The organism is Kribbella sp. NPDC050820 (assembly GCF_040653975.1).
Taxonomy (GTDB): Bacteria; Actinomycetota; Actinomycetes; order Propionibacteriales; family Kribbellaceae; genus Kribbella.
In genome coordinates, this window is sequence record NZ_JBFAHB010000004.1 from 88,212 (window position 1) to 110,377 (window position 22,166).

A 22,166-nucleotide genomic window follows, 5' to 3' on the forward strand; every position below is an offset into this window, starting at 1 on the left:
CGGCCGGATGCTGGTTGGCCGGGCGTGTCAACTGGATGCAGGGGAGCGCGTGAGGCGGACACAGCACTGGCCGGGCTCAGGCTCGAGGCGGGCCTGCAATTCGGTCGCGTGAAGGCCGGTCAAGAGACCTTCGATCAGGCAGAGGTTCATCGCGCAGACCAGCGTCGTGTGCTGCTGCGCGAGTGCGTGGAAGGGACAGTTGCCGAGGACGATTTCGTCTACTTGAACTCTCGGCTCGAAACCGTGCTCTTCGAGGATGCGCAGCACCTCGCCGGAGCCGGTCGCCACGGTACGGCCGGCGGCGAGTTGGCTGCCCAGTTGGCGGGCGCGCCGGTTGAGAGCTGCTCCTGACGGCTCACCGGTGGCCTCATTGTCTTCGATGGCGGCGGCCAGCAGGCGTCCGGCGAGTTCGTAGCGACGGTCCGGCAGTGACACCTCGATCTGTCGGTCAGACCGACAGTAGAGCTTCGACGGCCGACCCGCTCCCGGGCCGGAGCGGCCGGTACGGCGCTCGAAGACGACTGCCAAGAGGCCCTCGTCAGCCAGTCGGTCGAGATGGAACGCCGCAGTGGCCCGGGCGAGACCGAGCTCCGCGGCAGCTTCGTCCCGGGTGACTGGGGCGGCCTGACGTACGACGTACTCGTACAGCCGCCGCCGCGTCGGCTCCTCCAACGCGGCCACCGCGGCGATCCGCGCTGCCCGGGTCTCGTCCATCACCACATTCTAAAGCTAAGCACCGTTGACTAAAACCTGGAATGGCTTCTAAAGTCAATATAGATCTATTTTAGAAGGAGCTGATGGCGATGACTACCGAGCTGCCGAACACCGGCACACCCAGCCGCGCGCTGTCCGACCCGGCCTACCAGGCCTTTCTGGCGCTGCGAACGGTCTTCACGGTGGCGCCGATCCTGTTCGGGCTGGACAAGTTCGCGAACCTGCTGACCGACTGGCCCGGCTACCTGGCCTCTTGGATCGACGGCATCGTTCCGGGCACGGCACAGGACGCGATGTACGCCGTAGGTGTCATCGAGATCGTGGCCGGGATCGCCGTCGCCGTGGTGCCGCGGTACGGCGGCCTGCTCGTCGCGGCCTGGCTCGCCGGCATCATCGTCAACCTGCTGACCATTCCAGGCTTCTACGACGTCGCCCTTCGCGACTTCGGCCTGCTGGTCGCCGCCCTTGCACTGTCCCGCCTCGCGACGAAGTACACCTCAGCCGCGCGCGGCTCGTGATCGTCAGGTGAGGGAGAGCGTGACGCCCAGGGTCGCGAGTGCGGCGACCTTGGTCGTCTCGAGGGCGACGTAGTACAGGTGGAGGGTCGAGCGTGGCAGGTTCTCGCCGGCGAGGATTCGGTCCGAGCGGCGGTTGAGCTTCGGCCGGATGGCGATGAGTTGTACGGCGAGAACGGCGACCACGACACCGGTGAGTGCTGCCACGCCGGCGGTCGGGGCACCGGTGGCCACGGCTGCGAGCGCGACCAGCGCCCAAGCGATCTCGATGCGATTGAGTGCTCGAAAGACGATCCGGCCGATGCCGAGCCCGAGCGGAATCGTGACACCGGGGGCCCGGAACTTGAGCGGCGCTTCGAGGAACGAGATCGCGAGCACCATCCCGAGCCAAAGGAACACGACCGCGGTCGCGACGGCGACTGATTGGCTGTTCATGCTTCCTTCCGGCTTGCTCGGAGGTGGACCACGCAGGCATCGGGCTCGGCGAACGGCTCGAGGTCGGTCGCTGTGATCGGGGCGCGGATCTCGGTGAGCGCGCCTTGCATCAGGCCGAGGTGGAGCGGGCACAACGTGGACGAGTACTCCTCGGCGAGTTCGAGGAAGGGGCAGTGCCGCAGCCTGATCCGGTCCGGCGACTCGCCGGCGTACTCGGGAGCGAAGCCGAGATCGTCCATCATCGCGGCCAGTCGTCGGGTGGCCTCCGGACGGCCGGGCGTGCGGAACGGCGGGAGCTGCTCGATCAGGTGCCGGCCCCACGCGCGTCCGGCATCCTCGGCGCCGGATTCGCCTTCGGTTGCTGCGAGCCGGCCGAGCAGGATCTCGGACAGCAAGCGGTATTGCCGTCGCCCGGCCCGATCCATACCGGGGCGGGCCGAGTAGACGGTGCGCGGGCGGCCGCGGCCCGATGGCTCGTCGAGGGTTCGTTCGACGACGCCTTGGGAGGTGAGCGCGTCGAGGTGGAAGCGCACTGTGTTCGGGTGGAGATCGGTCCGCTCGGCAATCTCGACGACGCCGACCGGGCCATCCGCCGTACGCACCGCTTGGAGCACTGCAGTGCGCCGCGGGTTCTGCCCGCTGTCCTGTCCGGTCGCTTGCATTTAATACCAATAGCACATGTAATAATAGTTGGAGAAGAGAGGGGGAGGCGCTGCTGTGGAGGAACCCAGAGTTCGTGTGCTCGCAGACCTTCGGGCGCTGGCCGAGGACTCGCAGATTCCCTCCGGTGCTCGCTGGGCTTTGTCGGAGCCGGGTCGTCAGCTCGACGCGAACCTGGTGCATCTCCCGGCCGGCCGGCGAGTCGACACCCACGTCGAGCCGGACCTGGACGTCGTACTCGTCGTGGTCGCCGGCGACGGATCCATGGGTACGCCGGAAGGCTCGCAACCGGTCGCGACCGGCAGCCTCGTCTGGCTGCCTCATGGTTCGACCCGAGACCTCACCGCAGGCGCAGCCGGCATGTCCTATCTGACAGTGCACCGCCGTCGCCCCGGCATGCAGATCAGAACCCGCTCCGACAAATGACAGCCGGGTCGGCACCCGACAGTGGGGCGGACTACCCACTCCCAGTGCCGACCCGGCCCAGCACCCCAGCCCCACCGTTGTCGGGCTTGCGTTGGAGTGCGGTCGAAGGTTTGGCGTCGCCGGCATGACTGCGAAGACAAGGTGTCAGGAAGCGCGGCGGAGTTCGTAGGTGCTGATTTGCAGGTGGTCGGTGGCGATCGTTCCGTCGGTGGTGATTCCTGAGCTGGTGGTCAAGGTCAGCATCGACCCGGCAACCGTGTAGCGGCCGTCGTACGTGGTGCCGCCCAGGTTCTCCTCGAAGGTTCCGTCGGCCTTGAAGTCGATCCGCAGATTGCCGTCCGCGGTCGCCCAGGCGCCCGTCAGGGACATGGTGCGAGGGCTGGTTGCGGATGCCGAGGGCGTCGGCGTCATGGATGGTGTCGACGATGTGGAGGTCTCGGCCGGCGCAGCCGTTGAGCTGGTGTCGGTTGACGAGCAGGCAGTCAGCCCGAGTACGGCGATCAGTAGCAGGGCGACGTGATTCGAGTTCATGGCGACGAGGCTTCCACGGCTGCGACGCCCGAACGAGAGCCCTGCTTTTCCTGGATTCGCGCAACCTAGGTACTGGAGGAACCACCCTTGAGCACGTCGCACCGTCGTACCGTTGCCTTGAGCAAGCGCATGGAGCTCACCGAGTTCCTGCGTAGCCGGCGGGCGCGTCTCAAGCCCGAGGACGTCGGGCTGCGGAACCTGGGCGGTCGCCGGCGGGTGGCGGGTCTACGCCGCGAGGAACTGGCCCAGCTGGCCGGGATCAGCGTGGACTACTACGTACGGCTGGAGCAGGGCCGAACTCAGAATGTCTCCACCGAGGTGCTCGATGCGGTGTCCGGCGTACTCCGGCTCGATCATCACGAACGGAACTACCTGCGCAATCTCGCCAGGCCCGTGCTGCCGCGGCCGGGAGCCGGTGCCGGGCGGGATCAGGTGCGGCCTGGGGTGCAGCGGCTGGTCGACATGGCCGAGACATCCCCGGCGTACGTCGTCGACCGCCGACTGGACGTCCTGGCCTGGAACCGGCACGCGTGTGCGCTGTTCACCGACTTCGCGCGGCTTCCCTTGGTGGAGCGGAACTGGGCGCGGCTGATCTTTCTCGACGACGACATGCGCGCCCTGTTCGCCGACTGGGCCGGCAAGGCCCGCGACACCCTGGCGCACCTGCGAGTCAACGCCGGCAACCATCCTGAGGACCCGGAGATCGCCCGCCTGGTCGGTGAACTGTCGGCGAAGAGTGAGACCTTCCGCAGGTTGTGGGCGGACCACGAGGTGCGGGAGCGGAGCCACGGTCGCAAGGTCTTCAACCACCCGCTGGTCGGCGAACTGGTCCTCGACTTCGAGTCGTTGCGACTGCCCGACGACCCCGACCAGACACTGATCGTTTACACGGTGGAAGCCGGTTCGCCCTCCGAAGCCGCGCTCAGCCTGCTTGGCGGATCAGGCGGATAGTGCTAGCTTCATTAGCACTATGCATTGGCGGATAGATCACGACTCGCTCGAGCCGCTGCGCGATCAGATCGTGGCGGCGGTCCGGCGCGGGATCGGGGCCGGGGAGTTGGTCGTCGGCGACGCCTTGCCGCCGGCCGCCGAGCTGGCCGAGGCCTTGGGTGTCGACCGCAACACGGTGCTGGCGGCGTACCGAGCACTACGCGACGACGGCATCCTCGACTTCCGCCGTGGCCGCGGCGTGCGCGTCGCGCGAGCGAAACAGACGGAAGAAGCCGTCATCGATGCGGCCCGGCGGCTCATTGCCCTCGGGCGCCGGCACGGCATGGACCGTGATGACCTGCTGCACCTGGTGAAGGAGCTGACATGAGCGAGCACACCCTCGGTGCAGGCACCGTCCTCACTGGCCGGGTGACCAACTGGCCGATGATCTGGCTGACCACCGCACTGCTCGTCCCGTTGGGTCTGACGGTTCGCAACGGCCCGGCGGTGACAGTCGAGCTCGACAACGGTCGGCGGGTGGAACAGGTCTGAATCACCAGCTGCAGACGAGGTGGGGGGTGGCCCGGCGGCGAACAATGGGCGGTGCCTTGCCCGATCGCCATCGCTGGGAGGATCGCGTGACGACACAGCCACCCATGCCCGGAGCCGAGCGCGAGCGAATGGCGGGCGACAGTCCGGCGTCGCAGCGCAGCGATTGGTATCTCTGGGGTCCGTACCTCAGCGAGCGTCAGTGGGGCACCGTGCGGGAGGACTACAGCGCCGACGGCGAGGCGTGGGGTTACCTCTCGCACGACCGGGCCCGTGCGACGGCGTACCGGTGGGGCGAGGACGGACTGGCCGGGTTCAGCGACATCGAGCAACGGCTGTGCCTCGGGCTGGCGTTGTGGAACGGGCGCGACCCGATCCTCAAGGAGCGGCCGTTCGGGCTCACCGGTGCGGAGGCGAACCACGGCGAGGACGTGAAGGACTACTGGTGGTACTGCGACGCCGTGCCGAGCCACGCCTGGAACCGGTGGCGCTACCACTATCCGCAGCGGGAGTTCCCGTACGAAGACCTGCGAGCCGAGAACGGACGGCGCGGCAAACTCGATGCGGAGTACGAACTCCTCGACACCGGCGCGTTCGACGACGACCGGTACTGGATCGTCGAGGTGCGGTACGCGAAGGCGAGCCCGACCGATGTGCTGATGTCGGTCCAGGTCACGAACGCAGGACCCGCCGCGGAGACGCTGCACGTCCTGCCGACGGTCTGGTTCCGCAACACGTGGTCGTGGAGCACGGGTGCTCCACGGCCCGAGCTCGCCGCGACGGGTGACCTGACCGTGCGCGCGTCGCACCCGTCCCTGGGTGAGTTGGAGCTGCTGACGGCACCGGGTCCGGACGGGACCGCGCCGAGGCTCCTGTTCTGTGAGAACGAGACCAACACCCAGCGCTTGTACGGCGTCGCGGGGTCGACGACGTACCCCAAGGACGGGATCAACGACCACGTCGTGACGGGTGCGCCGACCGTCGATCCCGCGCAGCGCGGCACCAAGTGCGCGGCCTGGTACCGCGTGGACGTCGCACCGGGCGCGACCGCGGAGCTGCGACTGCGGCTGCGTCCCGCCGGATCAGGTGCGGACCTCGCAACCGCCCTCGGACCGGAGTACGAGGAGGTCCTCAGGACCCGGCATGCGGAGGCTGACGAGTTCTACGCCGAGCTGACTCCGGCGGCTGCCTCGCCCGACGAGGCGATGGTGATGCGGCAGGCCTTCGCCGGGATGCTGTGGAGCAAGCAGCTCTACTACTACGACGTTGCCCGTTGGCTGGACGGCGACCCGGGACAGCCGGTGCCGCCCGCCTCGCGGCACACCGGGCGGAACCACCGGTGGCGCACGTTCAACGCCTTCGACGTGATGTCGATGCCGGACAAGTGGGAGTACCCCTGGTTCGCCTCCTGGGACCTCGCCTTCCACTGCATCGCGCTCGCGCACGTCGATCCGGGGTTCGCCAAGGATCAACTGCTGCTGGTGTGCCGCGAGTGGTTCCAGCACCCGAACGGCGCGCTGCCGGCCTACGAGTGGGACTTCGGCGACGTGAACCCGCCGGTGCAGGCGTTCGCGGCCCTGGAGGTCTTCGCCATCGACGGCGGCCGCGACCTCGACTTCCTCAGCCGGATCTTCGACAAGCTGCTGATCAACTTCACCTGGTGGGTCAACCGGGAGGACGCCGACGGGTCGAACCTGTTCGAGGGCGGGTTCCTCGGGCTGGACAACATCGGCCCGCTGGACCGTTCGCACCTGCCGGTCGGCGGCGTGCTCGAACAGTCCGACGCCACCGGCTGGATGGCGGCGTACGCGCTGGCCATGACGACGATCGCGGCGATCCTGAACCGGACCGGCCACCGGCCGGCGCGCGACCTGGTCCACAAGTTCCTCGAGCACTTCGCCTCGATTCGCGCGGCGATGTCGCAGCAGGGGATGTGGGACGAGTACGACGGCCTGTTCTACGACCGGATCGTCACCCGCGGCGGCGGCGTCGTACCGGTGAAGGTGCACTCGATGGTCGGCATCATCCCGCTGCTGGCGGTCGCCGTGATCGACGACCAGCTCCTCGCGAGAGCCGTTGCCCCGGGCAAGCAGTTCGCCGGGTTCCTCGAGCGCCAGGGGCTGCGCGACCGCGAGAGCCTGGCGGCGGCCGGCGTACTTCGGGGCGAGGCCGGGCAGCAGCGCCTGCTGATGGGCACCGTCGGGGTCGACCAGGTACTCCGCCTGTTCGACAGGCTGTTCGATCCGGCCGAGTTCCTGTCGCCGTACGGTCTGCGCTCGATCTCCGCGTTCCACCGCGACCACCCGTACACGCTGGAGGTGGAGGGGATCCGCGCCACGGTGGACTACGAGCCGGCCGAGTCGACCACCGACATGTTCGGCGGCAACTCGAACTGGCGCGGGCCGGTCTGGTTCCCGCTGAACTTCCTGGCGGCCACCGCCGTACTGCGCTACCACCGCTTCTTCGGCGCCGACCTGAAGCTCGAGTACCCGACCGGATCTGGCCGGCGGCTCGCTCTCGACGCCATCGCCGACGATCTGTTCGCCCGGCTGGTGTCGATCTTCCTCGTCGGCCCGGACGGCCGGCGGCCCTGCTTCGGTGGGGTCGACCGGCTGCAGCACGACCCGAACTGGAAGGACAACCTGATGTTCCACGAGTACTTCCACGGCGACAACGGGGCTGGTCTGGGCGCCGCGCATCAGACCGGCTGGACCGGTCTGGTCGCCGATCTGATCCGGCGCCGGCACGGGTCGGTCCAGTCCATCGGCGACGTGCTCCGCGGGATGGGTGACCGATCATGACCACGCAGGTCTCCACCCCGCTCGCCTTGCCCGGCGCGGCCGCCCCGCTCGGCGCGACTCCCGGACCGGACGGCACGAACTTCGCCGTCGCATCGGCGGCCGATGGTGTGCTCTTGTGCCTGTTCGACTCCGACGGCAAGGAGACCCAGATTCCGCTGCTGGAACGTGATGGCGACATCTGGCACGGGTTCCTGCCCGGTGTGCGGCCCGGTCAGGCCTACGGTTACCGCGCCACCGGACCGTACGAACCGCGTCGAGGTCTGCGATGCAACCCGGCGAAGCTGCTGCTCGACCCCTACACGAGAGCCGTTGACGGCGGAGTGCGGTTCGGGCCGGAACTGCTCGGCTACGCGGTCGACGAGGTCGAGGCCCCGAGCATGCTGGACTCGGCCGGACGCGTCCCCCGGAGCCTGGTGGTCGACACTTCCTTCGACTGGAGCGACCGTCCCCGACCGGCCTACTCCTACGCCGACACGATCATCTACGAGCTCCACGTCAAAGGATTCACGGCCACGCACCCAGCCGTACCGGAGCCGCTGCGGGGCACGTACGCCGGACTCGCTCACGAGGCCGCGGTCGCACATCTCGTCGATCTCGGGGTGACTGCCGTGGAGCTGCTCCCGGTGCACCAGAGCGTGCCCGAGCGGTTCCTGGTCGAACGCGGCCTGACCAACTACTGGGGCTACAACACCATCGGGTACTTCGCACCGCACGCCGGCTACTCCGCCGCGGTCCGGGCCGGTCGGCCCGACCAGCAGGTCGCCGAGTTCCAGGCGATGGTCGACACGCTCCACGGCGCCGGCATCGAGGTCATCCTCGACGTGGTCTTCAACCACACCGCCGAGGGGAACCACCTCGGCCCGACGCTGTGCCATCGCGGACTGCACAACCCGGCGTACTACCGGCTGGCCCCGGACGACCTGCGGTTCTACGTGGACACGACGGGCACCGGCAACTCGCTGAACGCCGACAGCCCGGTCAGTCTTCAGCTGATCATGGACTCGCTGCGCTACTGGCTGACCGAGATGCGGGTCGACGGCTTCCGGTTCGACCTGGCGCCGACACTGGCGCGCGAGGACGGCAGCTTCGACAGGATGGCGGCGTTCTTCGACCTGATCTCGCAGGACCCGGTGGTCTCCCGCACGAAGCTCATCGCCGAGCCGTGGGACGTCGGGCAGGCCGACAGCTACGACCTCGGCCGCTTCCCGCCGCTGTGGAGTGAGTGGAACGGCCGGTACCGCGACGTGATGCGCGACTTCTGGCGCAGCCACCCCGGCCTGATCGGCGAGTTCGCCTCCCGGCTCAGCGGTTCGTCCGACCTGTACTCCGTGGCAGGCCGGCGCCCGACCGCCTCGGTCAACCTGATCACGGTTCACGACGGCTTCACGCTGGCCGATCTCGTCTCGTACGACGCCAAGCACAACGAGGCGAACGGCGAGGCGAACGCCGACGGCAGCAACGACAACCGCTCGTGGAACTGCGGAGTCGAAGGGCCGACCACCGATCAATTGATCCTGGACCTACGAGCCAGGCAGAGCCGTGCCATGCTCACGACGCTGATGCTGTCGTTCGGGATACCGATGCTGCTCGGCGGCGACGAGCTCGGCCGGACCCAGCAGGGGAACAACAACGCGTACTGCCAGGACAACGCGATCAGCTGGTTCGACTGGTCCACATCGGACGAGCGGTTGGCAGCGTTCACCAAGAAGCTCATCGCGCTGCGCCGGGACCATCCGGTGTTCCGGCGGCGCCGGTTCCTCACCGGTGTGGAGGCCGGGGAGCTTCGGTGGTTCACCCCGGCCGGCACCGAGATGACTGCGGCGAACTGGGCCGACCCGGGCGCGCGGAGCATCGCGCTCTACCTCGACGGCGACGACGCACCCGATCGGGCCCCGGACGGATCCCTGCTGGTCGACGACGACTTCCTGATCCTGGTCAACGCCTGGTGGGAGCCGCTCGACTTCGTCGTACCGGCGACCGAGACCGGCAAGACGTGGACCCGCGAGATCGACACCTACGAACTCGACAGCACCACACCCACGGACGACCTCGCCGCCGGCGACCACGTCCCGGTCAACCCCCGCTCGATCGTCCTCCTACACGCCCACCGCTGAGGAGGCCACCAAGTGTCAGAACGGGAGGGGTCGGCCTGACGGCGTGCGGAGGTCGAGGGCTTTGAGGCGTCTGCGCCTGAGGGTTCGTGTTGGCCTTGGTCGAATCAAGACTTGACGCATCGGTCTCGCCTCCTCGGGCTGCTGGTGGTGTGATGCGCTCATCAGTACGACGACGTACGCCGTCGGAATGTGACAACGGCGTCCGGATCGCGGAGCTATGACCGTGCTTCAGCCGAGGAGGGTCTCGAGTCTGGGCTGAAGGTCCGCGTCGTCGCCGTCGATCTCGACCAGCTTGTCCCGGCTGGCTGCGCCGCGTACCAGCGTGACGGCCGCGCGCCGTACGCCGAACGCCGTTGCGACCGCCTCCAAGACCGCCTTCGTCGCCTGGCCCTGCACCGCACGGGCCGACACCGCGACCACCAGGGCCGGACCGGATGCACCGTCGTACCGGCCGCCGACGGCGGTTCGGGACGCACCCGGTTTGACGCGCAGCAGGATCCTCACGGCCCCATTCTCGCCCGCCGTCTGTCCGCAACGATTCGGACACGGAAGCGGGCCGCTGCTTGGCGGTCCGTCGCATCGGCCGTGACGCTCAGGACGTGTGGGCAGTCCACGGGCAGCGGCTGGTCAGCGGCGCGCTGTTGGCCGGGATCCTCGGGTGCACGTCGTCGACGCCCGAACCCGAGGCGTCGCAGCAGGCGTCGTCGCCGCCTGGGCTGCCGCAGCCGCCGGCCTCGAACGCGGGTGGGCTGATTGCCTTCGTCTCCGATCGTGACGGCGTCGACGCGCTCTACCTGATGCAGGCGGACGGCTCGAACGTGCGGCGGCTGACCGGCGCGCTCCCGCCGGTCTCGCACCCGTCCTGGTCGCCGGACGGCCGACGGCTGGCATTCAACGCAGGGTCGCCGGCAGCGAGCGACATCTACCTCATCTCCCAGGACGGGACGGGACTGACGCAGATCACCCGCAACGCGGCCGCGAACTTCTACCCGAGCTGGTCACCCGACGCACGCCGATTGGCCTTCAGTTCCAACAGGGACGGGGACTGGGACATCTTCGTACTGAACGTCGACGGTTCGAACGTCCGGCAACTGGTGAACTCGCCCGGGCTGGACGACAAGCCGCAATGGTCGCCGGACGGTTCGCGGATCGGCTTCGCGACCACGCGCAGCGGCGCGCCTGAGCTCCACGCGGTCGACCCGGACACCGGCCTCGAACAGCCGCTCCTCCCGCAGCCGACCCGTGGCATCAACCCGGCCTGGTCGGTCGACGGCTCGCAGTTGGCGTACAACATCGTGACGTCGTCCGGCTTCGACATCGCGGTGGTAGCCGCGGACGGCACCGGTCAGCGCTCGGTCGTGGCCGAGTCGGCCTCGGAGGAACGACCGCGCTGGTCGCCGGACGGCCGGTCCCTCGCCTACTACTCCGACGCAGAGGGCTCATGGGACGTCTACGTCGTAGACCTCGAGACCGGCGCCCGCCGATCCCTGGCGAAGGCCCCCGGCTTCGACGGACAACCAGCCTGGCAACCGATAGCCAGCACACCCACTCCCAGCTCGTCCGGCGAATCCTGAGTTGGATGCCAATCCGGGGGTATTGGCACTTTCGCCGGTGGCACGACGCGCGAAACCCTGAGAGCCACCATCCGCGGGTTGCCTCGAGGGGTGGCTGTTGCGCGAGCCAGGTCCGAGAAGCCGTTCCAACGAAAGGACACAGTGATGCTCGATCCCGTCGTCGACAAAGGCCGACTGACCGAGACCGACCGCTTCATCTTCGAGTCGTGGGGCTACTTCCTGATTCCGAACGTCCTGACGAAGGACGAGGCCGCGGAGGCGTACGACGTTTCGCAGCGTCTGCACGAGAGCCGCGACCGTGAGTTCGGGCAGATCGGGCGGACCTACGAGAGCGAGCCGGTTCTGGAGCGGCTCATAGATCATCCTGACGTCCTTCCGAAGGTGCAGGGTCTGCTCGGCGACCGGTTCGTGCTGCAGGCCGGCTGGAACACCATGCAGCCGGCGCACGCGGGGAACGGCCGCTGGCACCAGGACGGATCGTCCGCCTTCGAGTTCAAGGACCTGGGATTCCCGGTTCCCTTGCTTCAGCTCCGGGTGTCGTACCTGCTCACCGATCAGACTGTGCCCGGCATGGGCAACATGGAGCTGATTCCCGGCAGCCACCGCTCGCGGGTCGGCCTACCTGATTCGATCCGGGAGAGCAACGACGACATCGCGATCGGCCATGTCGTGTGCGCCGAGGCCGGGGCTGCTCTGGTGTTCCACAACGGCGTCTGGCATCGAACCTTCCGCCACGACGGCGACTACGACCGCTACACGACGCACTACGTCTACAGCCCACCGTGGGTCCGGATGGCCGACCGTTTCGGCAACGACCCCGAGTTCCTCGAGCGCACCACGCCCTTGAGGCGCGCGCTGATGGGGGAGTTCACGAGGCCGGACGCCCCGTTCGGCGCCAACTACGATCCGCTGCCGATCTGACGCACGGACGCGACACCGGCCTGTCGCCATCCGCTCAGCGTTGTGCGAGGCGCTGGCGTAGGCCGGTGGCTCGTAGCGCTCGGTGGTCGAGGGCCCGGCGTACGGCGGCCTCGGGTCCGACGATGCGGACGTGGTCCTGGGAGCGGGTGACCGCGGTGTAGAAGAGTTCGCGGGTGAGGAGCCGGGAGTCTTCGCCGGGCAGCAGAACGGTCACTTCGGCGGCCTGGCTGCCTTGGGCTTTGTGGATCGTCATCGCGTGCAGAGTCTCGACGTTGCCGAGGCGGCCGGGGGCGAAGTCGAGCCGTCCGCGTGTGCTGTCGATGTAGACGCGCAGGGAGCCGTCCGGTCGGCGCACGGTGACGCCCAACTCGCCGTTGTAGATGCCGAGGCCGTAGTCGTTGGCGGTGACCAGGATCGGCCGGCCGACGTACCAGGTGTCCCAGAGTGGGTCTTCGGTCTCCTCGGTGATCCAGCGCTCGACCGTCCGGTTCCAGTACGTGACGCCCCACGGGCCGTCGCGGTGGGCGCAGAGCAGGCGGTGCCGTTGGAGTGCAGTCAGGGCGGCGTCGGCGTTGCCGGCTTCGGCGGCTGCCCGGATCGCGAGTGCATCGGGGAGCAGCACGGATCGCAGTTTCTCTCGCGGGTCTTCGTCCTCGATGAACGTGACCCGATCGCCACCACGGCGGAGCACGGCGAGTACGTCGTCCGGGCGGTTCTCGTGGACCGCGAGCGCCAGGTCGCCGATCTCGCTGCCGAACCGGTGCGACGTGCGCAGCTCGGCTGCCTTCGCGTGTCCGCCGGCGACCAGTCCTTCGACCAGATCTGCGAGGACCGCACCGGCTTCGATGGAGGCCAGCTGGTCGGGATCGCCGACCAGCACCAGCCGGGCGTCGGGCCGTACTGCCTCCAGCAGGCGCGCCATCATCGTCAGCGAGACCATCGAGGTTTCGTCGACGACGACGATGTCGTGCGGCAGCCGATTGTCGCGGTTGTGGCGGAATCGGGTCGACGAGTCCGGGCGCCGACCGAGCAGCATGTGCAGGGTACGGGCGTGGAAGTCGCCCAGTCGCGCAGTGTCCGCGTCGGAGAGCCGATGGCGCATCTCGTCGCGGACCGCTTCCTCCAACCGAGCCGCGGCCTTGCCGGTCGGTGCAGTCAGCGCGATCCACGGACGGCGTTGGCCGGCCTTCTCCGCCTGCTCGGCTAGCAACGCCAGCAGTGCTGCCACTGTGGTGGTCTTGCCGGTGCCTGGACCGCCGGTGAGCACGGTCGTCCATTGCCTGGCCGCTGTCTCCGCTGCGATCCGTTGCTCCTCGTACGACGTACCGGGGAAGAGCCGGCCGAGTCCTGCCTGCAGTGCATCCTCGTCGGCGATCACCGGCGCCGGCTGGCCGGATCGGCGGCGGAGATCCTCCTCGACCTGTTCTTCCTCTCGCCAGTACCGGTCGAAGTAGAGCCGGCTGCCTTCGAGCCGAAGCGGCTGCGGTGCCGCGAGCAGTGGGCTGGCCGCGACGGCTGCCAGCCACTCGTCGGGGTCGGGCCAGTCCAGGTCGGCGCCGTCCGGGCCGACCTCTTCGCGGACCTCGGTGAGGTCGAGGCAGACGGAGCCTGCGCGCACTGCCCGGACGACCAGCGCACACGCGAGCGCGACCGATTCGTCGCTCTCGCCCAGCATCGACGTCAGCCGAGTGGCCACATGGACGTCGGCCGCGACCAGCACTCCGGCCTGGTTGAAGTCACGCAGCCTCCCGGCAGCGGTGAGCGCCAGCGAGGCGTCGAACTCGTCGACGGTCGTAGTCACAAGGTCCTCCCGTCGAGCAGGTCCGACAGCTCGAGCACCAGAGCGGGCGGCACTGGCCAGCTGAAAACGCCGGCCGGGTGGTCGTCCTGGAGCGGCGTGTCCGGGCCGCACATTCCGCGCAGGTAGAGGTAGATGACACCACCGAGATGGCGGTCGGCGTCGTACGCCGGCAGCCGCCAGCGGAGGTACCGGTGGAGCACCACCGAGTACAGCATGGCCTGCAGGGGATAGTCGGAGTGCAGCATCGCGGCAGCGAGCTGGTCGCGCCCGTAGTCCGCCGAGGTGGCCGGCTGTTCGGGGTCGCCGAGCCGGTTGGTCTTGTAGTCGACCACGACGAAGCGGTGGCTGTCGCCGTACGGGATCCGCAGTACGACGTCGATCGAGCCGGAGAGGTAGCCGCGCAGGCTCTGCCGGCCGAGCAGGGGTTGTTCGAGGCGGTCGGCGTACGCGACGAGTGGGTCGGACGCCGGAAGGTGACGGCGCAGCAGCGGCGCCAGGTCGGCCAGCCGTACGTCGGCCGCGACGGCCAGATCGCCCCCGGCCAGCGGGATCTCGAACTCCAGCTCGCGGAGCCGGTCGCCGAGGCCGAGGGCACCGAGGGTCAGTCCGGGCGCCAGCGGTCCGAGTGGCGTGGTGTGCAAGGGCAGCAGGGCCTCCGCCAGGACGTCCGGGGTCACGTCGACCCGCCACATGCGCAGTTGCTCACGGACCCGTCCGGCCAGCTCGGCCCGGAGATCAGGTGCATGCGGGTCGGCGTCCTCGAGCACAGCATGCACCAGCGAACCGAAGGTTGCCCCGACCGGCAGCCCTTCCATCGGAGACGGCAGCGCCTCGCGTGGTACGACGCCCGGTGCCGGCACCGAATCGATCGACTCGTCCTCCAGCCCACTGTCCTCGTGCTCACTGGCCACGCCGCTCACCTGTTGCTCGGCCGCACGGATCAGCCCGGAGTACGACGTACGACGCCAGGCGAGATCGACCTCCCGGGAGAACGACGCGACTGTCAGCCCGCCCGGCAGCTCCGCAGCCACCGGCTCGAGCTGCTCGCCGATCACCGACTCCTCGATGACTGGCCCACCGGCCTGCTGCCAGCGCCGCAGCCAGACCAGCACGTCGTCGTCGGACGCCGCCCGCGGCAAGCTCTCGGGCACCACCGGGTCGCCCTGTCTGCGACCACGCAGCAGCCGCGAGATCCCACCGTTGATCTCGTCCCAGGAAGGCGCCCACCAGGCGACCACCTGGGACTGCGCACGGGTCAGCGCGACGTACGTGAGCCGGATGTCGTCACCCGCGACCTCGGTCCGCCAGCGCCGCTCGTTGGCCGGGTAACCGCTGTGGTTCCGCCCACCGATGTCGAGGCTTCGGACGCCGTTCTCGTGGAACAGCAGGAGTTCCTCATCGTCGAAGATGTGGCGGTTGAAGCCGAACGGGAGGTAGACGACGGGGTACTGCAGGCCCTTGCTCACCCAGACGGTCATGATCTGCACGGCCGCGGCGTCACTGTCGAGCCGCCGCGTCCGCTCGGTCGTCCGGCCCTTGCCGGCGCGCTCGGCACGCAACCAGTCGAGCAGTGCGGGCAGCCCGAACCGCTCGCGATGTGCGGTCTCGTGCAGCAGTTCGGCGAGGTGCGCGAGGTCGGTCATGTCCCGCTCGCCGGCCCGCCAGGCCAGCACCCGCTCCGACATCCCACTGAGTTGCGCTGCCTCAAAGACAGCAGCGACTCCGCGCGTCCGCAAGTGGTCGGCCCACGCGCGCAACGTGTGCCCGATCCGGTCCGTGAGCTCGTCACCGCCGGCGTGCAGGCTCTCCGCGGTCTCCCCGAAGAACATGGTGGTCGCCGCGGCGCGTACCAGACCGGAGCGGTGCGGTTGTTCGAACGCCTCGAGGAGACACAGCCAGTCCTTGGCGGCCTGCGAGGCGAAGATGTCGAGGTCGCCCGAGTAAACCGCGGGAATCCCGGCGGCGGCGAGCGCCTCGCGGCAGGCCCGGGCGTCCTTGTGTGCCTCGACGATCACTGCGATGTCACCCGCGCGCAGGGGGCAACCGTCGTACGTCGCTCCGGCCGCGAGCAGCCGACCGATGTCCGCGGCGAGGTCGCGGGCGATGTGGTCGCGGAGATCGTCCATCGGGATGCTCTTGCGGGTGGCCGAGCCGAACTGCTCCCGACGGGCGACCCGCAGCCGGAACGGCGCGTCGGACGGCGCCCTGGTGAGCCGGCTGCCCTGATGATGCGCGGCGACCTTGTGGACGACGATGTCGTCGTGGCCGAGGCGGGCGTCGCCCAGCACGACCTGGAGGCAGTCGACGAGCGGCTGGTCGCTGCGCCAGTTCGTGTCGAGGGTGCGGCGCTCACCAGCGGTTCCCGCGGCCGTGAGGTACGTCGCGATGTCACCGCCACGGAAGGCGTAGATGGCCTGCTTCGGATCACCGATCAGCACCAGCGTGCTGTGCCCGTTGAACGCGGCGTCGACCACCTTCCACTGCACCGGATCGGTGTCCTGGAACTCGTCGACCATGACCACCGACCAGCGGCGATGCATCCGCTGACGTGCCGGCGCTGCGGGGTCCTTCAGCGCATCGGCGAGTCGCGTCAGCAGGTCGTCGTACCCGAGGATGCCGAGGCGGCGCTTGCGGTGCTCCATCTCGGTCAGGACGGCTCGCGCGAAGCCGACGCGGACGCTCTCGGGCGAGCCGTCGGAGGGCGTCTCGGGCACCAGCCGGGTGTGCGGGTTGCCGACGACCTTGGTGGCGATCTCGAGTGCGGTGGCTCGGGTGATGGGCGGTGGCTGCGCCGAGCTGCCGAAGTGCGCGAGGTACAGGTCGTCGACGACCTCGGCGACGAGCGGTCCGAGGTCGTCGACGAGCGTGACGCCGGCGTCGGTGTCACCGGCGACGCCGAGTGAGCGCAGTACGAGCTGGCAGAACTGGTGAGTCGTCGCGATGGTGGCGGCATCGAAGTTGGCGAGCGCGTCCCGGAGGCGGCTTCGGCGCTCCGCGACGTCGTCCGCGTTGCCGCGCACGAGGTGGCCGAGCAGGCCGGCGTCGTCGGTCCACAGGTCCGGCGTCGCGGTGGCCTGTTCGGCCTCCACCAGTTGGGCGCGCACCCGGTCCCGGAGTTCCTGGCTCGCTGCGCGACCGAAGGTGATCAGCAGCATCTCGTCGAGTCGGGCGGCGCCCTCCGCGACGTACCGCGTGACCAATCCGGCGAGCGCATAGGTCTTCCCGGTGCCGGCGCTCGCTTCCAGCACGGTGGTGCCGGTCGGCAGCGGTCCGAGCAGGTCGAACGCCTCGATCACGGCGCCCCCTGCTCGAAGCGCAGCATCGGTCCCCAGAGCCGAGCAGCGTAGGCCCCGAGCCGGGTCGACTCGCCTGGTTGCTCTTCACCTGGGCGCGTCGGTTGCAGCAGCACGTTCAGCAACGTGTTGGGACCCCAGACGCGGACATGAGCAGGATCGGCGTTCTCGCCGTCGTAGTTCGACGGACGCCACCGACGGCCGGCGGCGATCGTCGGGTCGTCGTGGGTTCGGCGCGCCTGGTACCAGGCGTACGACGTCTTGAGTGGCAGCGGCAGTGGTTCCCGGCGACCGGCGTCGTAGATTGCGACCAGATCAGCGAGCAGCGCAGCGGCCTCCGCCCCGACCGGACCGAACAGCCGGAGCGCGGGAGCATGGCCTCGCGCGGCCCGGCCGATGACGAGACTGGTCCAGTTGTGGTCCTCGTCGTTGGCGGACAGCGCGAGGAGTTGCACCCACGCGCTCAGCAGCTGCTTGGCATCCAGGCGCGAGTAGCTGATCGACACCAGCCGGTATGCGTACAGGCCGGGCACGGTGCCGGTGAGGCGCCGACCGTTGCCGAGGTCAACATCCACGTCGAACGCGCGCGGACTGCCCTGCCGATGGGGGTGGGCGCCGACGGCGAGCCCACGGGCAGCATCACGGATCTCGGTCGCGGTGCGCCAGCCCAGTCTCCCGGGCGGCAGCGTTCCTCGTCGCCACTCGGCGTTGAGCGCGGCGTTCGGGTGGATGCCGGCCAGCATGTCGCGGAGCATCCGGTCGCCGGCCGACCACTTCTCCAGGTTGTCGATCTCGACCGGCATCGCGTCCGACACCCCGTCGACCTCCCAGGGCAAGGTCAGGTCGAGCGCCCGGAAGAACCCCTTCACCGGATCACGGAAGAAGGCCAGCAGGTCGGCCAACCCCACGTCGTCGCCCGCGGGCAGCGACAGCGGAGCGGCCAGGAACTCCGGCCGCGGTGGCCGGGACCCCGCCGCGGCCCGCCCTGCGACCAGCGCGGCCGGGTCGAACGTGAACGGACCCGGCCGGCCGAGCCGGCCCGGCTCGAGGTTCTTGCCGTCGAAGGGCTGCAGTGGATGCCTGACCAGGACCGCGTCCCGGACCTCCGACTCGGTGCAGCCGTCGAGCGCATCGAGGAACTCGCCCAGCGGTACGGCGGGCGGCCGCGGCTGCCCGGAGTACTCGTTCGCGCCGGTGTAGGTGATCACCAGTGACTCGGTGGCGGCGAGGATCGCATCGAGCATGAGCTGGCGGTCCTCGCTACGGACGTCGCGTTCGCCCGTGACCGGGCACCTGGCCAGTACGTCGTCGCCGTCCGCGAGACCGAAGCGCGGGAACACGCCGTCGTCGAGCCCCAGCAAGCAGACCACACGGTGCGGGACCGAGCGCATCGGCACCATTGTGCAGACGGTCAACGTGCCGGTCCGGAAGTTGGCGCGGGTCGGTCGCCCGGCCAGGTGGGCGGACAACAACGCCCGGACGTCGGGCAGCCTGAGCGCCGTACCGGCGAGGCTGCCGGCACCGGCGGCGACGCCGGCGAACTCGCGCTGGACCTGGCCGGTCTGCCACGTGTCGTCGGGGCCGACCCGGGTCAGCTGCTCGATGCCGGCGCGGAGTGTGTCGAGCCATTCGGCGAGCGGCCGGGCGCCGTCCAGACGACTGGCGATCAGCTGCAGGCGGTCGACGTACTCCGCGAATCGGCCGGCCAGATCGATCCGGGTGCTGCCGACGTCGTCCAGCGGAAGCGCAGTGTCGATCCAGGCGTGCGCGTCGGCGGACATCGTCACGCCACTGACCACCCGGTCGACGCCGAACCGCCAGGTGTTCTGTGGGTAGTCGGCCAGGCCGAACTGCCGGCGGTCGGTGCGGTCGAACGCCCACCGGACGCCCGACTCGCGGACCCAGGCGGTGATGGTGTCCAGGTCGTCATCGGTGAACCTGAACCGGCGGCGGACCGGCTCGGCCTGGGCGAGGTCGAGCACCTGGCTGGCCGTGGCCCTGCTGCCGGCGAGGTCGAGCAGCTGGGACGCGATCCCGAGCAATGCATTCGTCTGGGTCAACGACCGGTCTGCCAGCTGCACCCGGAGCCGGTGCGCGGGATGACTGTTCCCGCCGAGGTCACCGAGCCCGAACCGGGCGGTGATCAGCGGGGCATAGGTCTCGATCTCGGGGCACATGACGAGAATGTCGCGCGGCTCGAGCGTCGGATCGGCCTGGAGCATCCCCAGCAGTAAGTCGCGCAGTACGTCGACCTGCCGGGCGGCGCCGTGACAGGCGTGCACCTGGACGCTCCGATCGTCCGCCGCCAAGCGCCGGCCAGCGGGGGAGACGGTGTTGGCGCGCAGGTCCTCCTGCAGCCAACCCAGCAGAGTGTCCGGCGCCGGAGGCGGCGCGGAGTGGTCGTCGACGGCCGATGTCGTTGCCAGCGTCAACTGCAGCTCGCGACTGTCCCGTCCAAGCGTGGCCAGCAGGGGGTGATCAGCCTCTTGATGGCTCTTGTCGAGCGATCGATCACCTGCTCTGGTCCCGGCGGCCGCGAGACGGTCCCACAGCGCGCCGCTGGGATGCGGCAGCCACAGGTGTACGTCGCGATGCTCAGCCAGCGCGGACAGCAGCTCGACCTCCGTGATCGGGAGCCGGGTGTGCCCGAACAGGGACAGGCGTTCCGGCAGGTCGAACGACGTGGGCCGATCGCGGAGCTCGGTGAGCGTCTCGATGTGCCGCGCGTTCGGTGGTGGCGCATCGATTCGGTCGGACATTCGTCGCCAGAGCTCAGGCTGCCACGCCAGGTCGTCGTCGACCGCTGCCCCGCGGCCGTCAGTGTTGCGGCCCGCGGTCCAGTCCGCGAGCAGCGTCGGCCGCTGAACGGCGTACGCCGCGAAGAGCCGTGCCAGCCGTGCCGCGACCGCATACCGTCGGCCGTTGCGCAGCTCGGCCTCGGTCCCAGTGTCGAAGTGGCCGAGGTGCCGGGCCACCGGCTCGCACCAGGCCTCGTCAAGTGACTCATCCAGTACGGCGAGCAGCGGCCAAGCCATCGCCTCAGCCGCCCACGGGTCGTCGTCGCCGAGCCCCAGCACTGCGGACACCAGCGACCGCGGCGACATGAACCGGACCCCAGCGCACACCCCGTCGCCACCCGCCGGCGCCGCCCCCAGCCGGTGCGCGAGCCGCTGCGACAGCCAACGCTCCACGCCCCGGGCCGGCACCACGACGAGTTCCTCGGCGAACGGGTCGGCCAACGGCTCGGCGAGCAGGTCACCCAATCCGCGCGCGAGCACGTCCGTGCGCTCGGCACGGTGGAGGAACAGCGTCACCGAGGCAGCATCCCACGCCCCATCGACGTGTCGTGGGACCCGGTCAGCGCTCGAGCCTGCTGGGGCTTCTCGATCGTCGCGCCCAGAGAGTTCGGATGGAGCGCTCGGTCGCGGAGACCACGGTTTCTAGGGGGCCGCGTCGGTGGCGGGCTCGCCAGAGCAGCGCGAACGCGACCGCGACGGCGATGTGGATCGTCAGTAGCGCTGCCCGGTCAGCGCTGTCTCCGGCGGCGCCGAGCGCGACGACGTGCGAACTGTAGAGCGTGAGGGTCATGCTGCCGGCGGCGATCAGCGGGCGTAGTAGGGGTGCTGCGCGGCGGGCAATGAGCAGACAGGCGCCGAGCATGGCCACTGCTGTGCCGATCGTGTGGAGCAGGTCGAGCGGCGTTCCCGAGTGCGGACCGGATACGGCGAGCCACCACCAGGATGTCGTGGGTGTGGTGCCGCCGAGCGACGTCGACAGCCTGCGTTCGAGGGCCGGACTACCAACGATCCGGTCGAGGCCGCCGGCCGGGTAGAGCAGTGCCCAGGACGCAGCCTTGCTGAGGACGGCCAGGCCCGCGCCGCCGACGAGTAGGCCGGCAGCGACTCGTGGTGAGTCGAGAGCGAGCCGGCCGACGGCCAACCCGGCCAGCAGGTACGCCATCCATGGCAGTACGGGGTAGTACCCGGTCAGGAAGAGTTCGGTGAGCAGGCCCTGGGGGTCGGTGAGTGTGCCGAAGGTTGGGTTGCCGCCGCCGGATTCGTCCAGCGAGGAGCGCACAACGTGGCTCAGGACCGGGGCGAGTAGCGACCAGCCCAGCGCGAGTGGGACGAGAGCTCGCGCGCCGAGCGACAGGAACGGCAGCGCGCAGACGAACAGCAGCGCGTAGTACACGAGGATGATCGCGACAGGGGTGTCGACCGCTCCGAGCGTCAGCCCCACAAGCGCGAGCAGACTCGCGCGGGCAACGAGTCCGCTTCGACGGAGCATTAGGCGCCCGTCCTGGTACGGGTGGCGCCCGCCGGTTGCCAGTGCGAGACCGACACCCGCGAGTACGGCGAACAACGCCGAGGCCCGTCCGCTCGCCAAGAGGTAGGCGGTACTCGTTCGTCCCGACTCGTCGACGGCCGGGATGATGTGCACCCACATCATCCCGAGCAGGGCGATTCCGCGGGCCGCATCCACGCCCGACACCCTGGCCCGGCCGTCGACAGACGAGCTGTCCTGCGAGCTATCCGTGCGTGCCTGATGCAGCACCACCCTGCCTCCTCTGCCTGTCGATGGCTGGGATACAGACAGCAAACACACCAAGACCGAAAACCTGTGCAAAATCAGCCAACGAGATGGACCTCGCCCGCCACGAGCCCCGACCCACCGCCCAACGCGCCAGGCCCAGCCCATCGGCGGTCCTTGGACGTTCCCACCGGCGTACTACGCCGACGACGCGTTGTTCCCCTTCTCCCGCAGCCATCCCGCACGCGCTGCCAACCCCGTCGCCGTCGCCGTCGCAGTCGCCGCGATCAGCGGCGCCCGTGGGTAGCGCGCCGCCTTCTACCGGGTTCGGCGGCGTGAGCACGAGTTCGTCCCCCTGCTCTGTGACATTGG

The 22,166-nt window shown here is 69.3% G+C and carries 19 protein-coding genes; 10 read left to right on the forward strand and 9 right to left on the reverse strand.

Annotated features, from left to right (window positions below; all coding sequences use genetic code 11):
* Nucleotides 1-27: 27 nt before the first annotated feature.
* Entirely contained in the window at nucleotides 28-714 is a 687-nt protein-coding gene (locus AB0H36_RS05775; RefSeq protein WP_360517119.1) for a helix-turn-helix domain-containing protein, read from the reverse strand.
* An 89-nt stretch (nucleotides 715-803) separates the two neighbouring features.
* Here AB0H36_RS05775 and AB0H36_RS05780 point away from each other — a divergent pair, with 89 nt between their 5' ends.
* Nucleotides 804-1,232, forward strand: coding sequence for a hypothetical protein (locus AB0H36_RS05780; RefSeq protein ID WP_360517122.1), 429 nt, complete (start codon nucleotides 804-806; stop codon nucleotides 1,230-1,232).
* 3 nt (nucleotides 1,233-1,235) lie between these two features.
* On the opposite strand, the gene AB0H36_RS05785 is transcribed toward AB0H36_RS05780, so the two are convergent.
* The gene (locus AB0H36_RS05785) at nucleotides 1,236-1,664 is read right to left on the reverse strand and encodes a hypothetical protein (RefSeq protein WP_360517125.1); all 429 of its coding nucleotides are present in this window, start codon (nucleotides 1,662-1,664) and stop codon (nucleotides 1,236-1,238) included.
* Nucleotides 1,661-2,326 (reverse strand): helix-turn-helix domain-containing protein, encoded by a 666-nt coding sequence (locus tag AB0H36_RS05790; protein ID WP_360517128.1) that lies wholly within the window; start codon nucleotides 2,324-2,326, stop codon nucleotides 1,661-1,663. The genes AB0H36_RS05785 and AB0H36_RS05790 overlap by 4 nt, the downstream gene beginning before the upstream one ends.
* Nucleotides 2,327-2,381: 55 nt before the next feature.
* On the opposite strand from AB0H36_RS05790, the gene AB0H36_RS05795 reads away from it, so the two are divergent.
* A complete protein-coding gene (locus AB0H36_RS05795; protein WP_360517130.1) occupies nucleotides 2,382-2,750 on the forward strand; it encodes a hypothetical protein in 369 nt (122 codons plus the stop codon).
* A gap of 144 nt (nucleotides 2,751-2,894) precedes the next feature.
* Here AB0H36_RS05795 and AB0H36_RS05800 read toward each other — a convergent pair whose 3' ends face one another.
* Nucleotides 2,895-3,119, reverse strand: a complete 225-nt coding sequence (locus AB0H36_RS05800; RefSeq protein WP_360517133.1) for an Atu4866 domain-containing protein — start codon at nucleotides 3,117-3,119, stop codon at nucleotides 2,895-2,897.
* Between AB0H36_RS05800 and AB0H36_RS05805 the strand changes: the two genes are divergently transcribed.
* The 6 genes from AB0H36_RS05805 to glgX all read left to right on the forward strand — a co-directional run bounded on the left by AB0H36_RS05805 (nucleotide 3,118) and on the right by glgX (nucleotide 9,675).
* On the forward strand, nucleotides 3,118-3,270 hold the full coding sequence (locus AB0H36_RS05805) for a hypothetical protein (protein WP_360517136.1): 153 nt from the start codon (nucleotides 3,118-3,120) through the stop codon (nucleotides 3,268-3,270). The two genes, AB0H36_RS05800 and AB0H36_RS05805, sit on opposite strands and share 2 nt — an antisense overlap.
* A 98-nt stretch (nucleotides 3,271-3,368) precedes the next feature.
* Nucleotides 3,369-4,232 carry a helix-turn-helix transcriptional regulator gene (locus AB0H36_RS05810; RefSeq protein WP_360517139.1) on the forward strand — a complete coding sequence of 288 codons (864 nt, stop codon included), beginning with the start codon at nucleotides 3,369-3,371 and terminating at the stop codon, nucleotides 4,230-4,232.
* Between the two features lie 19 nt (nucleotides 4,233-4,251).
* Entirely contained in the window at nucleotides 4,252-4,599 is a 348-nt protein-coding gene (locus AB0H36_RS05815) for a GntR family transcriptional regulator (protein WP_360517142.1), read from the forward strand.
* Entirely contained in the window at nucleotides 4,596-4,763 is a 168-nt protein-coding gene (locus AB0H36_RS05820) for a hypothetical protein (protein ID WP_360517145.1), read from the forward strand. Before AB0H36_RS05815 ends, AB0H36_RS05820 begins: the two co-directional genes overlap by 4 nt.
* Before the next feature lie 86 nt (nucleotides 4,764-4,849).
* Nucleotides 4,850-7,561: a hypothetical protein gene (locus AB0H36_RS05825; RefSeq protein WP_360517148.1), complete on the forward strand. Its 2,712-nt coding sequence runs from the start codon at nucleotides 4,850-4,852 to the stop codon at nucleotides 7,559-7,561.
* Nucleotides 7,558-9,675 (forward strand): glycogen debranching protein GlgX, encoded by a 2,118-nt coding sequence (gene glgX, locus AB0H36_RS05830; protein ID WP_360517151.1) that lies wholly within the window; start codon nucleotides 7,558-7,560, stop codon nucleotides 9,673-9,675. The genes AB0H36_RS05825 and glgX overlap by 4 nt, the downstream gene beginning before the upstream one ends.
* A gap of 228 nt (nucleotides 9,676-9,903) precedes the next feature.
* Here glgX and AB0H36_RS05835 read toward each other — a convergent pair whose 3' ends face one another.
* Entirely contained in the window at nucleotides 9,904-10,179 is a 276-nt protein-coding gene (locus tag AB0H36_RS05835; protein ID WP_360517154.1) for a DUF167 domain-containing protein, read from the reverse strand.
* Between the two features lie 95 nt (nucleotides 10,180-10,274).
* Between AB0H36_RS05835 and AB0H36_RS05840 the strand changes: the two genes are divergently transcribed.
* Together AB0H36_RS05840 and AB0H36_RS05845 are read left to right on the forward strand one after the other, a co-directional pair.
* Nucleotides 10,275-11,249, forward strand: a complete 975-nt coding sequence (locus AB0H36_RS05840; protein WP_360517157.1) for a hypothetical protein — start codon at nucleotides 10,275-10,277, stop codon at nucleotides 11,247-11,249.
* A 144-nt stretch (nucleotides 11,250-11,393) separates the two neighbouring features.
* Complete coding sequence (locus tag AB0H36_RS05845; RefSeq protein ID WP_360517160.1) at nucleotides 11,394-12,170, forward strand: phytanoyl-CoA dioxygenase family protein; 777 nt, start codon at nucleotides 11,394-11,396, stop codon at nucleotides 12,168-12,170.
* A gap of 34 nt (nucleotides 12,171-12,204) precedes the next feature.
* On the opposite strand, the gene recD is transcribed toward AB0H36_RS05845, so the two are convergent.
* Genes recD through AB0H36_RS05865 form a run of 4 tightly spaced genes read right to left on the reverse strand, consistent with a single transcriptional unit; the run spans nucleotide 12,205 to nucleotide 21,821 of the window.
* Nucleotides 12,205-13,971, reverse strand: coding sequence for an exodeoxyribonuclease V subunit alpha (gene recD, locus AB0H36_RS05850; RefSeq protein ID WP_360517162.1), 1,767 nt, complete (start codon nucleotides 13,969-13,971; stop codon nucleotides 12,205-12,207).
* Nucleotides 13,968-17,267, reverse strand: coding sequence for a UvrD-helicase domain-containing protein (locus tag AB0H36_RS05855; RefSeq protein WP_360517165.1), 3,300 nt, complete (start codon nucleotides 17,265-17,267; stop codon nucleotides 13,968-13,970). Before AB0H36_RS05855 ends, recD begins: the two co-directional genes overlap by 4 nt.
* Nucleotides 17,264-20,578 carry an exodeoxyribonuclease V subunit gamma gene (gene recC, locus AB0H36_RS05860; protein ID WP_360517168.1) on the reverse strand — a complete coding sequence of 1,105 codons (3,315 nt, stop codon included), beginning with the start codon at nucleotides 20,576-20,578 and terminating at the stop codon, nucleotides 17,264-17,266. Before recC ends, AB0H36_RS05855 begins: the two co-directional genes overlap by 4 nt.
* 43 nt (nucleotides 20,579-20,621) lie before the next feature.
* Nucleotides 20,622-21,821: a heparan-alpha-glucosaminide N-acetyltransferase domain-containing protein gene (locus AB0H36_RS05865; RefSeq protein ID WP_360517171.1), complete on the reverse strand. Its 1,200-nt coding sequence runs from the start codon at nucleotides 21,819-21,821 to the stop codon at nucleotides 20,622-20,624.
* Nucleotides 21,822-22,166 lie beyond the last annotated feature (345 nt).